Source organism: Microbacterium sp. SA156, from assembly GCF_049065455.1.
In the GTDB taxonomy this organism is placed as follows: Bacteria; Actinomycetota; Actinomycetes; order Actinomycetales; family Microbacteriaceae; genus Microbacterium; species Microbacterium barkeri.
Genome location: NZ_JBAKGU010000002.1, coordinates 236,573 through 251,602 on the forward strand (window position 1 = coordinate 236,573; position 15,030 = coordinate 251,602).

The window sequence follows — 15,030 nt, forward strand, 5'->3', positions numbered from 1 at the left end:
GAGCGGGTGTCGTTTCGTCTCGCTCCGCTCGCTCAACGACCGGGAGGTGGTTGCTCGCTCGACGACCGGGGGTGGACGCTCGCTCATCCACCGGGGGTGCGAGCCGAAACGCGCGCTCACGTGCTGATGAGCACGAGCGCGAGTGTGCACAGCGCGAGGCCGATGCCCTCGGTGCGCGTCCACCAGCGACGCGTCACGATCGCCGCCGCGATCACCGTCACCGCGGGGTAGAGCGACGTGACCGCCGCCGCGATGGCGAGATCCCCGAGCTGTGCCGCGATCTGGTAGCTCACCGTCGCGACGCCGGCGAGGACGCCCGCCACCGCCGCCATCCCGACCGTCCGCCGGGGGAGCGGACCTCCGGTGCGCAGGACGCCGACGGCCAGCACCGCGAGCAGCGCCACCGACACGCCCTGGCCGATCGCGAGGGGCACCAGGCCCGCCGCTTCCGACGTCTGGCCGAGACAGGTGAACTGAGTGCCGAAGCCGGCGCCGGCTCCCGCGCCGATGAGCAGGCCGCGCCGGTCCACTTCGGACCGGCCGCCTGCCGCGACGAGCCAGATCCCCGGCACGACGGCGATGAGACCGGCCGTCTGCAACGGCGTCGGCAGGCCGCCGAACGCGACGCCGACGACCACTGGGATCGTCACCGCGACGACACCCGACATCGGCGCGACGCTCGTGACCGAGCTCGTCGCGATGCCCCGGTAGATCAGCACGTTGCCGATCGCGCTGCCGAGCCCCGCGCCTGCTCCCCAGAGGACATCCGCTCCGGTCGGAGCTCCCTGCCCGGCCGGCGAGACGACGAGGAGCACCGCGAGCACCGCCGCGCATGCCTGGCTGATGAGCGCGACGACCCGAGCGTCGATCCGCTCGGACGCGCGCCCGCCGACGTAGTCCGACAGGCCGTACGAGATGGCTGCCGCGATTGCGAAGGGGAGCGTGAGCACGGTCGTCAGCTCGAGGCGGTCGCCGAGGAGGGCGTCGGGTGCATGCATCCTCCTGAGCCCGGCCTGCGAACGGGTGACACGTCCGACCGTAGCGCTAGGGGCGGCCTGGCGGCGCGAGAGACGGCGCCCGCCGGGCGCGGGTGGGGCGTTTCGTCTCGCTTCGCTCGCTCAACGACCGGGGCCAGGATCCTCGAAGTGATGTGTGCCGTGCGACACGGTCGACGTCGCGCCTGACGGCAGCACCACCTCGGCCGTGACACCCACCGGAACCGAGACATCCAGCGTGAAGCGGCCGCCGTCGACCGACCACGCCACGGCGATCTCGCCATAGGGCGACGCGTGCCGAGCCCGCGCCCAGGTCAGTCCGCCGCCTGGGCGCGGAGCGATCCGCACCGTGCGACTGCCGGGTGCCTTCGTCGCGATGCCGCCGATCTCGCGGTGCATCCAGTCGGCGATCGACCCGAGCGCGTAGTGGTTGAACGAGGTCATCTCGCCCGGGTTCACCGTGCCGTCGTCGAGCAGGCTGTCCCACCGCTCCCAGATCGTCGTCGCGCCCTTGTCGACCATCGAGAGCCACGACGGGGTGCTCCGCTCCGTGAGCATCGCGAACGCGTCGTCGGCATGGCCGGTTGCGGTGAGCGCGTCAGCCACGAGGTTGACCCCCGCGAAGCCGGCGCCCACGCGGAAGCCCCCCTCGCGCACGAGCCGCGCGAGCTCCGCTCCGGCGACCCGGGCCATCCGCTCGTCGAGCAGCTCGAATGCGATCGCGAGCGCGTAGCCGGTCTGCGTCGGGTGGGCGAGGCGCCCGTCGGCATCGAACCACTCCCCGCGGATGGCGGCGCGCACCTCCGCGGCGAGGCTTTCGTACTGCTCCGCGACGGCGGCCTGCCCGACGGCCGCGGCGAGCTCGCCCACGCGGCGGGCCGAGTGCGCGAAGAACGCCGTCGCGACGAGCGCGGGGTCGGTCTGCGCGGCCGCGGGATCCTCGGGCGGAGCCGTGGGATCGAGCCAGTCGCCCAGCTGCCGGTCGGCGTTCCACAGCCGCGTCGCGCCCGCGCGACCGGCCACCTGGTCGACCCAGGCGCGAGCGCTCTCCAGCTGGCGCAGGACGAGCTCGCGGTCGGCATAGCGCCGCCACAGATCCCACGGGGTGAGCGCGGCGGCGTCGCCCCACGCGGCGATCGGGCGCCCGGGGGTCCACCAGAAGCCGCCGGGGATGAACGGCACGTACACCGGCACGGTCCCCACCCGGCGCTGCTCGACCTCGAGATCGCGCAGCCAGCTCGACAGGAATCCGGCACAGTCGTAGAGATAGGTCGCCGTCGCCGCGAAGACCTGGATGTCTCCCGTCCACCCGAGCCGCTCGTCGCGCTGCGGGCAGTCGGTCGGGATGTCGACGAAGTTCGACCGCAGACTCCACAGCACGTTGTCGTGCAGCCGGTCGAGCGAGGGATCAGACGTCTCGAGCCACCCCGTCCGGCGCATCGCGGTGTGCAGCACGCGCCCCGTCACCGCCAGGTCGTCGAGAGGCCCGTCGTAGCCCGCGATCTCGGCGTAGCGGAAGCCGTGGATCGTGAAGCGCGGCTCCCAGTCGATCGAGCCGTCCGAGCCGAGGTAGCGGTCCTCCGAGATCGCGCCGCGCAGGGTGCGCGTGTAGAGCGCGTCGTCCTGCAGCACCTCGGCGTGGCGGATGGTCAGCTCGGGCCCGACGCCCGAGCTCGCGCGCACACGCAGGCGCCCCGCGAAGTTCTGCCCGAAGTCGATGACGATGCGGCCATCCGCTCGCCGCTCGATCGAGACCGGAGTGAGGTCCTCCGTGCACCGCACGGGAGGCCCCTCGGGCGCGACGAGCGTGCCGTGCGCGACGTGCGCCGCGCGCACGGGCTCCCACGCGGCGTCGTCGAACCCCGGCTCGCTCCATCCGCGCGGCACCTCCCGCACGTCGAAGGTCTCGCCGAGGTAGAGACTGCTGCGCAGGATCGGCGAGCGGTGCGCGCGCCACTCCGCGTCGGTCGAGATCGTCACGCGCGAGCCGTCTTCGAGCTCGACCTCGAGCTGCGCGAGCAGCGCGAGGTCGGCGCCGTAGAGATCCGCCTGCCCGCCGTCGAACCCGAGGCGCCCGCGCCACCATCCGTCGCCCATCCACGCGCCGACCGCGTTCTCGCCCGCGCGGAGCAGATCGGTCACGTCATAGGTGTGGTAGCGGAGGCGTGCGGGATAGACGGTCCATCCGGGGTTCAGCTCGTCGGCGCCGACGCGGCGGCCGTTCACCTCGAGCTCGTACACGCCGTGCGCCGTCGCGTAGAGCCTCGCACGGCGGACGCCCGACGACAGGGTGAACCCGCGCCGGAAGAGGGGAGGGCGGCGCTCGCCGCCGGCGGGGTCGTCCCACGGAGCCTGCACGCCCGCACCGATCCAGTCGAGCGGGTCGAGCAGACCCGCCTCGACAACCGCGGGCTCCGACCATCCCGACCACGCGCCGTCGTCGCCGGCCACGCGGATGCGCACGCGCGCCTCCTCGCGCGACGAGAGCGGGTCATCGGGCCACGGCACGAGCACGGACTCCGCCGACTCCACCGCGAACCGACGGCTCTCGCCGCCCCGCGCGACCTCGACCTCGTAGGCGCGCTGCGCCCATCCGGCTGCCGCGGTCGTGTGCCACGACAGGCGCGGGCACGCCTCGCCGATGCCGAGCGCCTCGTCTCGGTGCTCGAAACGCACGGATGCGACCTGTGTCATGTTGTCCCCCTCGTGGATGCGGCGCGCCTCTCGACGCGCGTCGGGCCGACGACGTCGTCGCCCAGCCCCGTGATGCGGATGCCGGCGGGCACGTCGACCGTGACGACGTCGCCCTCGGCGTGCACGGTCAGATCGCCGTGCGGTGTCGGGACGACCGCGGCCGCCCAGGTGAGGTCTCCGAGCGCCGGGGCGACCGCGACCTCGCGCCATCCGGCCGCGCGCGGCTCGATGCCCAGCACGGCCCACGGCAGGAGGGCAGCGGGCGCCGCGCCCCACGCGTGACAGAGGCTCTTGCCGAACGGGCGTCCGTACATCTCGTACGGCGAGTGCCCCGGCTCGGCGAACTCCTCCCAGAACGTCGTCGCCCCCGCGTCGAGCATGGGCTGCCAGCGTCGACGCAGCAGCGCGAGCGCGTCGTCGCGACACCCGCCCGCGACGAGGGCGGCGGCCGCGAACCCGGTCATGTACGGCGTGCGGACCCGCCCGTCTCGCACGGCATCCACCACGCCGTCGGAGACGCCGAAGCCGGCGAGGATCGCGAGAAGGTTCGGATACGCGGATGGCCCGCTGTCGGCGTCGAGGTGCTCGCGCCAGAATCCGCGCTCATCCCACGCACGCTGACGCAGCACGCGCTCGGCGCGCACGGCGGCCTCGCGCCATCGCGCGGCGTCGGGATGACCGCCGCGCGCGAGCAGGTCGGCCCCCGTGCGCGCGGCCCACGCGAAGAGCACCTGGAGCGCGGCGAGATCGCGGCCGGGGGTCGTGTCGACGCCCCAGTCGATGAGCACGGGGCCGGCCGGGAAGCCCGACGGCTGCCGTGGGCGGAACACCCCGTCGTCGTCGACGTCGCACGCAAGCGTGCCGAGCATCCGCGCGACCGCATCGGCCCTGCGGCGCGTCGAGACGCTGTCGCCGAAGTGCGTCACGTGCAGGCCCTGCGCGACGACCCACCACAGGGAGTAGTCGGCGAGCCCGTTGACGTACCCGCCCTCGGGAGCGCCGAGCGCGTCGAGGCTGTCGAGGGCGATGCCGCCGTCGCCGATCGCGTAGGCGTTCGCGAGCAGGGCGAGCGCCTGATCGCCCGCCCACGGCACACGGTCGCGCTTGAGTCCGTCGACGGCGAGCCCCTGCAGGCTCGCCCGCGTCGTGTACGCCGCGACCGCCCACATGCGGGTGAGGTCGTCATCCGAGCAGGCGAACGCGCCGCCGCGCTCGACCGGATGCGCGAACGCCTCGAGGCGCACTTCGGCGGCCGCGTCGTCGACGCGCAGGTAGCGGAAGCCGAGGCGGCCCCGCGTCGTCCACGCGCCGTCTGCGCGCCGCACGATCTCGACGACCGCCTCCTGGTCGCCATCCGCCTCGACCTCCGCGAGGGACTCCCCGACCCGGATGGCGGGGCGCGTGCCGCTCGCGATCACCGGGCGCGCGAGCACCGTCGCGCCCGCGTCGTGCAGGCCCACGCCGAGCGCGGTCGGCTCGAGCGCGAACGGGGTCCCGGGGTCGAGGTGCGGCGGGCGGTCGCCTCCGGGGCGGATGTCCGGCGCGACCCATGCGCCATCCGCCTCGACGCGCCATCCGCGCCCGTCGTCGCAGAGCGCGGCGGGCTCGCCCTCCGCCGCGACGCACTCGACGACCTCGCCGTCGCCGGCGCGGAAGCGCACACGCGATGCCGCGGGCCGCTGGTTGTCGTCGTAGTGCACGAACCGCGCACTCGCTCGGCTCTCGGCGACGAGCCGGCTCAGCACGCCGCGCGCGTAGGCGCCGGGCGCGTAGAGCCAGGTGCGCTCGCCGCGGGCGGGCAGCTGCAGCGGGAAGGGGTCGGGGCTCGCGGCGCGCGAGAGGCGGCGGATGTCGTCCGGCGTCACCCCTTCACCGCGCCCGAGGTCATGCCGGCGACGATCTGGCGGTTGAAGAAGATGTACATGACGAGCGGCGGGAGGGTGATGAGCAGGACGTCCATGAAGAGGAGGTTCCAGTTGCTCACCGCCTGCGAGGAGAAGTTGAACAGCGTCAGCTGCACGGTCGCGTTCTCGTCGCCGGGCAGGAAGTACAGCGCGTAGGTGAAGTCGTTGAACACGAACACCGACTGCACGACGACCACGGTCATGACGACCGGCTTCAGCAGCGGCAGGATGATCCCGAAGAACAGGCGCAGCGGGCTCGCGCCGTCGATGATGGCCGCCTCGTCGAGCTCCTTGGGGATCGTGGCGACGAACGCGCGGAACAGCAGCACGCAGAACGACAGCCCGAACGCGACGTGCACGAAGACGAGGCCGGGGAGCGTCTTGAAGAGGCCGAGAGTCTGCAGCACCCAGATGGTCGGGACCACCGCCGGCGGGATGATGAGCCCCGACAGGACGAGCGCGTTGACGACGCGATTCCACCGCGACGACCGGCGCTGCAGCACGTACCCGACCATGGCCGAGAGCACGACCATGATCGTCACCGAGACCACGGTCAGCACGATGCTGTTCACGAAGGCGCGCACGAGGAGGAAGTCGCGGTTCTCGAGCACGGTCATGAGATTCTCGAAGAACGCCCACTGCGTCGGGAGCGTGAAGTCGAGCAGAGATGCCTCCTGCTGCGTCTTCGACGCCGTCAGCACGATGAACGCGAACGGCACGATGAAGACGACGATCGCGAGCGCGATCGCGGCGGCCCCGCCGCCGTATCGCCAGAGTCGGGTTCTCACAGCTCGGTCTCCTTGCGGTTGAGCCAGGCCGACAGCGGGAAGATGATCGCCGCGACCACGAGGAAGAGGATGACGTTGCCGGCGGTCGAGAGCCCGAAGAAGCCGGCCTGGTACTGCTTGTAGATGACCGACGCGATGACGTCACTCGTGAATCCTGGCCCGCCCTTCGTCATCGCCCAGATGAGGTCGAACGACCGCAGACCGCCGATGAGCGACAGCAGGATGACCGTCACGGTCGCGGGGCGAAGGAGCGGAAGTGTGATGTGCCGGAAGTGGTTCCAGGCGTTCGCCCCGTCGACGCGCGCCGCCTCGCTGTACTCCTGGGGGATGGCCACGATGCCGGCGATGTAGATGAGGGCGGCGAGGCCGACGCCCTTCCAGACGTCCACGAGCGCGACCGAGAGCAGCGCGAGCGCCGGATCGGTGAGCCATCCGGGCCCGGTCGCCCCGAGCGCCTCGATGACGCGGTTCACGAGCCCGTCGAACGGATCGAGGAGCACCTTGAACGTGATGCCGACGCCGATCGTCGACACGAGCACGGGGAAGAACACGACGCTGCGCAGAAAACCGCGGCCGATGATCTGCGAGCTCAGAAGCAGGCCGAGAGCCATCCCGAGGACGACCTTGAGCCCGCTCGTCACGGCCGCGAAGACGAAGGTGTTCACGAAGCCCGTGCTGAGAGCCGGGTCCTTGAAGAACTCGACGAAGTTCTCGAAGCCGATGAACTCCGAGTCGAAGAGGGTCCAGCGGGTGAGCGCGAAGTAGAAGGACGCCACCGTCGGGATGAGGAAGAGGATGACGTAGAAGACGCCGGCGGGCAGGAAGAACCACGAGGGGTACATGCTCCGGCGCCGGGCGGGTCGGGCGGGCGCCTGCGCGACGCGCGTCGGCTCGGCGGCGAGTGCGGTCATGGGGTGCTCCAAGGCATGTCGGGAGAGGGGCGGCCGGAGCCGCCCCTCTCGGAGGTCACCAGCCCTCGAGGCCGAGCTGCTGGGCCTGCTTGCGGACGTCGTCGTCGTACTGCTGCGCACCCTCCTCGGCGGAGGTGATGCCCGAGCCCACGGCGACGGTGATCTGCTCGAGCGACGGGCCCTTGATCGGGGAGAGGAACTCGAGCGCGTTCTGCACGCGCCCCTCGTCGAAGTAGGCGATCTCGTCGGTGACGATCGGTGGAACGTCGTCACCGAGCTCGCAGCCCTCCACCACGAACGGGCCGTACGGAACGCCGGTCGCCTCGACCTGCACGTCGCAGCTCTCCGGCGTCGTGAGCCACTCGAGGAAGACCTTCGCCGACTCGAGCCGCGCGCCCTCCGTCGACGACGGCACGTACACGGCGCCCGGCTGCCACACCGTCAGGGTGTTGTCCTCGGCGGACTCGCCGGGGATCGCGAAGAGGCCGATGTCGTCGACGGCGTCGGGATAGTTGGCCGCGAGGTTCTGGATGGCCCACGACAGGATCGGGTAGTGCGCGCCCTCGCCGTTCGCGAGCATGCCCACGGCCTCGTCGTAGGTGGCCGACGCGTAGTCCTCGTTGAAGAGGCCGGCCTCGTTCAGCTCCTGCAGGTGGCGGAACCCGGTGAACGCGGGCTCGTCGACGTACTTGGCCTCGTTCGCCGTGTACTTCTCGGCCCACTCCGGGTCGGCCTTCATGACGTTGGCGAAGTCGCCGAGCACGAACAGCTGCGACGTCCACGTCTCGCCGTAGGACTGGATGATCGGCGCGATGTCGGGCGCCTCGGCCTTGACCTTCTCGGCGTTCGCGACGAACTCGTCCCAGGTCTGCGGGATCTCGAGCCCGAGCTCCTCGTAGACCCGCTTGTTGTACATGATCGCGCCGGACGACGTCTGCCCGAGCGGAGCGCCGTAGAAGCCCTCCTCGGTCGAGACGACGGGCACGAAGCTGTCCTGGAGCTTCGACACCCACGGCTCGTCGCCGAGGTCGACGAGCTGCTGGTCGGGGTTGAGCGCCTGCAGGAGCGAGCCCGTGTTGTAGGCGAACAGATCGGTCATCTCGCCCGTCGACAGGCGCGTCTTGACGACATTGTCGCCCTCCGTGCCCTGCGGGCGGGTCTCGATCTCGACCTGGATGTCGGGGTGCTCGGCCTCGAAGGCCTCGACCAGGGCCTCCATCGTGGTGACCGAGGTCTCGGCATTGTCGATGAGGATCGAGATCTCGGAGCCGTCGTCGGACGCCCCGCCGGAGCATCCGGTGAGGACGAGCGCCGCGCCGCCGGCGGCAGCCGCCGCGGCGAGGAGCCTGCGCTGGGTGTGAGGGGACATCAGGGAACCTCCTGGTGCGAAACGTCTTCGTCTGTGCGCCGCTCGACCTTGCGCGGCATGAGCAGGCTAAGGAGCCGAAAGCGCGGTTGTCAATCGATCTACACAAATTCGTAGAGCGATCTACGAAATCGAGATCCGGCTGTTACCATGAGGCCGAAGCGGGCGACCGCGGGTCGAAGGGGAGACGTGGCGATGACGCAGGCGAGCGTGGGGCAGGCGACCATCCAGGATGTCGCCGACCTCGCCGGAGTGTCCCGCGCGGCCGTGTCGAAGGTCATCCGCAACGCCTACGGCGTGAGCCCCGCCATGCGCGAGCGCGTGGAGACAGCGATCGAGCAGCTCGGCTACCGCCCGCGCGTGGGGGCTCGCGCGCTGCGCGGCTCGACGCACACGATCGGGTTCGAGCTGCCCGCGCTCACGAACCCGTTCCTCGCGAAGATCCTCACGGGAGCGACCGACGCCATGGAGGGGTCGCGCTACCAGCTGATCGTCGCACCCACCCCGCCGGGCGCATCCGAGCGCGGGCCCATCGACGCGCTGGTGGACCGCCAGGTCGACGGCCTCGTCGCGATCGGGCCGCAGATCGAGCAGGCCTGGCTGGAGCGGATCGCGCCGATGACGCCGCTCGTCATGATCGGCCGCCACGACGAGTCTGCGCTCTACGACACCGTCACGGGCGACGACGACCTCGGCACCGAGCTCGTCCTGCGCCACCTCATCGAGCTCGGCCACCGCAGGATCGCGCACGTGACGATCACCACCGCGGACTCCGGCGACCGCTCGCCGCACGGGCGCCGCATCGGGGCCTACGAGCGGATCATGCGAGAGGCAGGCCTGGCGCAGTCCATCCGCGTGGCACGGAGCGGCGAGGCCGGGGGAGATGCCTACGACGTCGTGCGCGCGCTCCTGGCCGAACCCGAGCCGCCGACCGCGATCTTCGCCGGCAACGACTCGCTCGCGCTCGATGCGCAGCGCGCGCTCGCCGACGCGGGGCTCACTCCCGACGACGTCTCCATCGCGGGATACGACGGCATCGACCTCGCGGGGCATCCCGGGGTGGACCTCACGACCATCGACCAGGACGGCGTCGGCATGGGGCGCACGGCGGTGGCCCTGCTGCTCGAGCGCATCGGCGGACGCACCGAGCCCGCGCACGCTGTGAGCGAGACACGTCTCGTCGTCCGCGGCTCGACGCGCCCGCCGCGCGACTAGCGGCCGGGGAGCCGGCCGCGCGCGACTTGCGGCCTCGCGCGCCCGCCGGGCCGGGGTGGGGACTATCGCCCGGGCACCGCCTCCCAGGGCTCGGAAGTGAGAGCGCTAACCTGGATGGCGGGGGACGCAAGACCTCCATACCGTGCCGTCGACGTGTGGAGCAGATCGTGATCGTCCTGGCCGAGCCGTCGTTCCTCGGCTCCCGCACGCCGCTCGAGATCGTCCTCATCCTCGCGGCCGCCCTGCTCGGGGCCGGCGTCATCGTGCTGCTGTCGTTCCGGCTGCCGGCGCGGACGCTGCTCGCGGGCGCCTTCGCGCTCGGCACGCTGCAGTTCTTCGGCCCGTTCGGGTTCACGTCCCTCGGGCTCATCGCGACGGCGGCCCTCCTCCCGGGCGCGATCTGGCGCTTCTGGCGCGGCAACGCCCACGTCTGGATCGGGCTGCTCGGCGCGCTCGCCGTGTGGCAGGCGATCTCGGTGCTCTGGGCCGACAAGGTCGGCTCGGCCGCCTATGGCGTCCTGCTCACCCTCGCGCTGATCGCCACCGCGCTCCTCGCGCGCGAGACCATCCGCTCGTCTCCGCAGGGGCTCATCGAGGCTCTCGCGATCGTGTCGCCGCTCATCCTGATCGAGGCGTGGCTCGTCACGCTCTTCCGCCTCGCGCCCGATCTCGAGAAGGCGTATCTCACGTCGCCGATCGCGCGCGTGTTCACCGAGCCGGGCGTCGAGATGATCGCGCACGGCAGCACCGAGAACGTCAACGACCTCTTCAAGGCGGGCGGCCTCTTCCTGAACGCGAACACCGCGTCGCTCTTCCTCGCGGTCGTCGCGTGCCTGTACGTGTGGGCCGCTCTGCAGCGCCCAGGGCGCGCTCGCTTCTCGCTGTTCCTCGCGGTCGCGGCCATCTCGATCGACGCCTCCCTCGGGACCGGATCGAAGACGCCCCTCGTCGCCATCGTCATCCTGCCGGTGCTCGGCGTGCTCGCCCTCGTCGCCGTGCGCAAGCCCATCCTCACGGTCGTCGTCGCGGTCGCCGGCGCGGGGCTCGCCGCGGGCGCCGTCGCCGTCGTCACCGCCATGCGGCCGCGCCTGCTCGACGAGGTCGTGCGCACGCTCGACGAGCGGCGGCGGCTGTGGGGCGTCGTCTTCCAGAGGTTCCCCGAGAACTGGTTCACGGGGCTCGGCTTCGGCAACTGGCGGCTCACGATCGCGGAGGAGTGGCGGATGGCCTTCCCCGGCCGCGGCCTGCAGCTCTTCCCGCCGCACAACCTCTTCGCTCAGGCGTGGGCCGACGCCGGCATCATCGCGCTGCTCCTGACGATCGCGCTGTCGCTGCTCCCGATCATCGCCGTGCTCCGTCGCATCGGTGCCGCGCGCCACGACAAGCTCGTCTCGCGCGGGTCCGTCGAGCTGCTCGTCGTGTTCGTCGGCGTCTCGTGGGTGCTCGCGCACGGCATGCTCGACACGACGACGTTCCTCGGCGACAACCACCTCGTGCCGTTCTTCGCCGCGATCACGGCGGTCGCGTTCTCGACGCGGCTGGGGACACGGCAGGATGGTCGCATCCCATCCGCCTCCGTCAGTCAGGCCGCATGACCACCTACGTCTACTACCCGCGCGGGCTCGCCACAGGCGGGCCCGAGGCGCTGCACCAGCTCGTCGACTCGCTCCGTCGCCAGGGGCAGGACGCCTTCCTCGTCCCCGTTCCCGGCACCGAGGACGCGCCTCGCGCGGAGCGCTACGCGCACTACGACGCTCCCGAGGCGCTCGCGGTCGTCGATGCGCCGGGCAACGCCGTCGTCGTCCCCGAGACGCAGGCCCTCCTGCTGCGGGGGCTCGCGCACGCGCAGCCGTTCGTGTGGTGGCTCTCGATCGACTACGCGCCGCGCTTCGTCATCGAGCGGGCCCAGAAGTCGACGCTCCCGCTCGAGCGCACGCCGATGTCGCGCCCGCCGCTCATCTGGGCCCGCCATCTCAAGCGCGCCCTGCGCGGTGTCACGACGGGGGAGGACGCCGTGCTCGCCCGCGCGGGCCACCTCGTGCAGTCGCACTACGCGTGGAACCACGTCTTCGCGCACCTCGGCCGGGTGGGGACCATCCTCTCCGACTACACGCCCCTGGACTTTCCCGCTTCCGTGACGGTCGAAGGCCGCGCGCCGCGCATCACCTACAACCCCGCGAAGTCGGCCGCGCTCATGCGCGAGTTCTCGCGGCGCTGGCCGGGCATCGAGCTCCTGCCGCTGCGCGGGATGACGCGCGACGAGGTCGCCGACGCGCTGCGGACATCCCTCATCTACCTCGACCTCGGCACGCACCCCGGCAAGGACCGGATGCCCCGCGAAGCCGCCGCGATGGGCTCGATCGTGCTCGTCGCGCGCCGCGGCGCGGGGGCGAACGACGTCGACGTGCCGCTGCCGTGGGAGCACAAGGTCGACGTCGCCCCCGACGTCGTCGCGGCGGCGCACACCGCCATCGAGCGCGTGCTCGCCGACCCGGCCGCCGCACTCGCCGCGCAGGAGCCGTACCGTGCAGCCATCCGCCGTGAGCGCGAGGTGTTCGACCGCGAGGTCGAGGCGGCGTTCATCCGAGGCGAGTTCGGCCGCGACGGCGCCGCGGGGGTGTAGGGGCGGAGGCTGGGGCGCTCGGGCGGGTGGCCCCGGTGACCGGCCATCCGTCACCGGGCCCGGCCATGCCGTGCCGGCCATCCGTATCCCGCGTCCGTCACCTGCCTTCCCTCAGCGCCCATCCGTATCCCGATTCGGATCGGCGGGGCCGGTGTGGCCTGGTGTCGTGCGACACGCGCACATCCGCCCCACGACTCCGATTCCCGTGACGTCGGTGCCGTATCCCGATTCGGATCGGTGGGGCTGGTGTGGCCTGGTGTCGTGCGACACGCGCACATCCGTCCCACGACTCCGAATCCGGTGACGTCATTCGGCCTGCAGGTCGGCTGTGTCGCTCGGCGCGACGTGCCGCCCCGTCGCTGCCTCGCTGCCGCGGCCGCCGGCGGCCTCAGCGGGCCGAAGCCCGAGCCGGAGCCGGGGCGTCCGCGACCTGCTCCGCTGCTCGCACGAGCGCCGCGACGGCGCGTGACCGCGAGTCCTGCGGCCACACGATCGACAGCTCCGTCGTCGGAGCGTCAGCCACTGTCAGATACGCGACACCCGGGCGCGGGTACCGCTCCGCCACATGCGCGGGCAGCAGCGCGACGATGCCCTCGAGCTCTACGAGCGCGAGCAGCTGGGGCAGGTCGCGGATGTCGTGGTCGCGGACCAGGGCGCGCTGGTACGCATGGAAACCGACCTCGTCGTCAGGACCCGAGATCGGGAGCGCGAGTGCGGCGAGGGTCGTGCCCGATCCGGCGAGGGGCGCTCCCGCGAGCGGATGGTCGACGCGCACGGCGGCGACGGTCTCCTCCTCGCTCAGGCGGTCGGCATCCAGACCCGTGCGGTCGAACGCTCCGCGGATGAGTGCGACATCCGCTTCGCCGCGCCGCAGCAGGACGGGCTCCTCGCCCCACGCGCATAGGCGCACCGAGACCTCGAGGTCGGGCTCGTCTTCGGCGAGGCGCCGGAGCAGAGCATCGAGGAATCCGCCGTCGTTGTCGGCCTTCATCGCGAGCACGACGCCGCGCGGGGCGGCCGCCGCACGCTGTGCCCGGCGTCCCGCGGCGTGCAGCGCATCGAGGGCCGTGCGAGCGTGCTCGAGGAGGACGATGCCCGCCGACGTGAGCGACACGGCGTGCGTGCTCCGCTCGAACAGGGTGACGCCGAGCTCGCGCTCGAGGGCTCGGATGGCGCGCGAGAGCGGCGGCGTCGACATGCGCAGGCGCTCGGCGGCACGCGTGAAGTTCAGCTCCTCCGCCACCGCGACGAAGTAGCGGAGCGATCGGGACTCGAGCATCGCACCTCCTCTTCTGCGACCATCCTCGACCATCCCGACCGCGATGGCGTGCCGGTATGACTCCAGGGGCAATACCCGTGACCGACCCGATCCTTCCACCGCGACGGGCGCGGCGCGAGGGTGGAGACGCCCAGAACTCGGGCCATCCATCGCTTCGGCCGTGCGCCGGCGCGCGAACACGAGGAGCACAGCACGGATGATCATCGTCACAGCCGCCACGGGCAAGCTCGGCAGCGCGGTCGTCGAGCGTCTCATCGACCGCGTGGGGGCGCAGGAGGTGGGCGTCGCCGTCCGCAATCCGGCCGCGGCCGCGCACCTCGCCGAGCGCGGGGTTCGCGTCCGCCGCGCGGACTACGCCGACCGCGCGTCGCTCATCGACGCCTTCGAGGGAGCGCGGCGCGTGCTTCTCGTCTCGGCGCGCGGAAACGGCCCGGATACGGTCGAGCTCCACCGCCGCGCGATCGACGCCGCGCGCGGTGCGGGCGTCGAGCACCTGGTCTACACGAGCCACATGGCGTCGCGCGCCGACTCGCTCTTCTCGCCGATGCGGGATCACCACGCGACCGAGGCCGCCCTGGACGAGTCGGGCCTGTCGTACACCTCGCTGCGCAACGGGTTCTATGCCTCGACCGTGCCGATCCTGCTGACCGGGGCGATGGCGACGGGGGAGCTGCGGACTCCCGTCGACGGCCCCGTCTCCTGGACCACGCACGCCGACCTCGCCGACGCCGCGGCCGTCGCGCTCACGACCGGCCTCGGCACCGGCGCGACACCTCCGCTTACGGGCGGGGAAGCCCTCGACATGGCGGCCGTGGCCGACGTCGCGTCGCGCGCGACGGGGAAGACCATCCGCCACACGGTCGTCTCGCCGGAGGAGTTCCGTTCGGGGCTCCTCGACGCGGGCGTTCACGCCTTCCTCGCGGGCATGCTCGTCGAGATGTTCGCCGCGGCGCACGCCGGGGAGTTCGCGGCGGTGCATCCGGCGCTGGCGGAAGCGCTCGGTCGCGCGCCCCAGACGCTGCAGGACGAGCTCGCGGGGTAGCCGGGGCCGGGGCCAGGGCGGGGCGGGTGGCGGGCGCGGGTGGCGCGGCCGGGTGGCGGGCGCGGGCGGCGGGCGCGGCCCATCCGTCACTGGATTCGGATCGGTGGGGCCGGTGTTGCCTGGTGTCGTGCGACACGCGCACTTCTGCCCCACGACTCCGATTCCGGTGTCGCCGTCGCCGTCGCCGTCGCCGTCGCCGTCGCTGCCGTCACC

The 15,030-nt window shown here is 72.2% G+C and carries 11 protein-coding genes; 4 read left to right on the forward strand and 7 right to left on the reverse strand.

Going from position 1 to position 15,030, the window contains the following annotated elements:
- Window positions 1–116 precede the first annotated feature (116 nt).
- The 6 genes from ACOWU6_RS03230 to ACOWU6_RS03255 all read right to left on the reverse strand — a co-directional run bounded on the left by ACOWU6_RS03230 (window position 117) and on the right by ACOWU6_RS03255 (window position 8,661).
- Entirely contained in the window at window positions 117–998 is an 882-nt protein-coding gene (locus tag ACOWU6_RS03230) for an EamA family transporter (protein ID WP_421074704.1), read from the reverse strand.
- Window positions 999–1,118: 120 nt separating this feature from the next.
- Window positions 1,119–3,689 carry a glycoside hydrolase family 78 protein gene (locus tag ACOWU6_RS03235; RefSeq protein ID WP_421074705.1) on the reverse strand — a complete coding sequence of 857 codons (2,571 nt, stop codon included), beginning with the start codon at window positions 3,687–3,689 and terminating at the stop codon, window positions 1,119–1,121.
- Window positions 3,686–5,554: an alpha-L-rhamnosidase C-terminal domain-containing protein gene (locus tag ACOWU6_RS03240; protein ID WP_421074706.1), complete on the reverse strand. Its 1,869-nt coding sequence runs from the start codon at window positions 5,552–5,554 to the stop codon at window positions 3,686–3,688. The genes ACOWU6_RS03235 and ACOWU6_RS03240 overlap by 4 nt, the downstream gene beginning before the upstream one ends.
- Window positions 5,551–6,381: a carbohydrate ABC transporter permease gene (locus tag ACOWU6_RS03245; RefSeq protein ID WP_421074707.1), complete on the reverse strand. Its 831-nt coding sequence runs from the start codon at window positions 6,379–6,381 to the stop codon at window positions 5,551–5,553. Before ACOWU6_RS03245 ends, ACOWU6_RS03240 begins: the two co-directional genes overlap by 4 nt.
- Complete coding sequence (locus ACOWU6_RS03250; protein ID WP_421074708.1) at window positions 6,378–7,292, reverse strand: carbohydrate ABC transporter permease; 915 nt, start codon at window positions 7,290–7,292, stop codon at window positions 6,378–6,380. Before ACOWU6_RS03250 ends, ACOWU6_RS03245 begins: the two co-directional genes overlap by 4 nt.
- A gap of 55 nt (window positions 7,293–7,347) precedes the next feature.
- On the reverse strand, window positions 7,348–8,661 hold the full coding sequence (locus ACOWU6_RS03255; protein WP_421074709.1) for an ABC transporter substrate-binding protein: 1,314 nt from the start codon (window positions 8,659–8,661) through the stop codon (window positions 7,348–7,350).
- Window positions 8,662–8,853: 192 nt separating this feature from the next.
- Between ACOWU6_RS03255 and ACOWU6_RS03260 the strand changes: the two genes are divergently transcribed.
- The 3 genes from ACOWU6_RS03260 to ACOWU6_RS03270 all read left to right on the forward strand — a co-directional run bounded on the left by ACOWU6_RS03260 (window position 8,854) and on the right by ACOWU6_RS03270 (window position 12,496).
- Entirely contained in the window at window positions 8,854–9,873 is a 1,020-nt protein-coding gene (locus tag ACOWU6_RS03260) for a LacI family DNA-binding transcriptional regulator (protein ID WP_421074732.1), read from the forward strand.
- Between the two features lie 155 nt (window positions 9,874–10,028).
- Window positions 10,029–11,468, forward strand: coding sequence for an O-antigen ligase family protein (locus ACOWU6_RS03265; RefSeq protein ID WP_421074710.1), 1,440 nt, complete (start codon window positions 10,029–10,031; stop codon window positions 11,466–11,468).
- Window positions 11,465–12,496, forward strand: coding sequence for a hypothetical protein (locus ACOWU6_RS03270; protein ID WP_421074711.1), 1,032 nt, complete (start codon window positions 11,465–11,467; stop codon window positions 12,494–12,496). Before ACOWU6_RS03265 ends, ACOWU6_RS03270 begins: the two co-directional genes overlap by 4 nt.
- Window positions 12,497–12,884: 388 nt before the next feature.
- Here ACOWU6_RS03270 and ACOWU6_RS03275 read toward each other — a convergent pair whose 3' ends face one another.
- Complete coding sequence (locus ACOWU6_RS03275; protein WP_421074712.1) at window positions 12,885–13,775, reverse strand: LysR family transcriptional regulator; 891 nt, start codon at window positions 13,773–13,775, stop codon at window positions 12,885–12,887.
- Between the two features lie 196 nt (window positions 13,776–13,971).
- Between ACOWU6_RS03275 and ACOWU6_RS03280 the strand changes: the two genes are divergently transcribed.
- Entirely contained in the window at window positions 13,972–14,817 is an 846-nt protein-coding gene (locus ACOWU6_RS03280; RefSeq protein WP_421074713.1) for an NAD(P)H-binding protein, read from the forward strand.
- The last annotated feature ends 213 nt before the right edge of the window (window positions 14,818–15,030 follow it).

Excerpts from the sequence above, each read along its gene's own strand:
- ACOWU6_RS03230 (WP_421074704.1), bottom strand. The coding sequence starts at position 998 with ATGCATGCACCCGACGCCCTCCTCGGCGACCGCCTCGAGCTGACGACC.
- ACOWU6_RS03235 (WP_421074705.1), bottom strand. The coding sequence starts at position 3,689 with ATGACACAGGTCGCATCCGTGCGTTTCGAGCACCGAGACGAGGCGCTC.
- ACOWU6_RS03250 (WP_421074708.1), bottom strand. The coding sequence starts at position 7,292 with ATGACCGCACTCGCCGCCGAGCCGACGCGCGTCGCGCAGGCGCCCGCC.
- ACOWU6_RS03255 (WP_421074709.1), bottom strand. The coding sequence starts at position 8,661 with ATGTCCCCTCACACCCAGCGCAGGCTCCTCGCCGCGGCGGCTGCCGCC.
- ACOWU6_RS03260 (WP_421074732.1), top strand. The coding sequence starts at position 8,854 with ATGACGCAGGCGAGCGTGGGGCAGGCGACCATCCAGGATGTCGCCGAC.
- ACOWU6_RS03270 (WP_421074711.1), top strand. The coding sequence starts at position 11,465 with ATGACCACCTACGTCTACTACCCGCGCGGGCTCGCCACAGGCGGGCCC.
- ACOWU6_RS03275 (WP_421074712.1), bottom strand. The coding sequence starts at position 13,775 with ATGCTCGAGTCCCGATCGCTCCGCTACTTCGTCGCGGTGGCGGAGGAG.
- ACOWU6_RS03280 (WP_421074713.1), top strand. The coding sequence starts at position 13,972 with ATGATCATCGTCACAGCCGCCACGGGCAAGCTCGGCAGCGCGGTCGTC.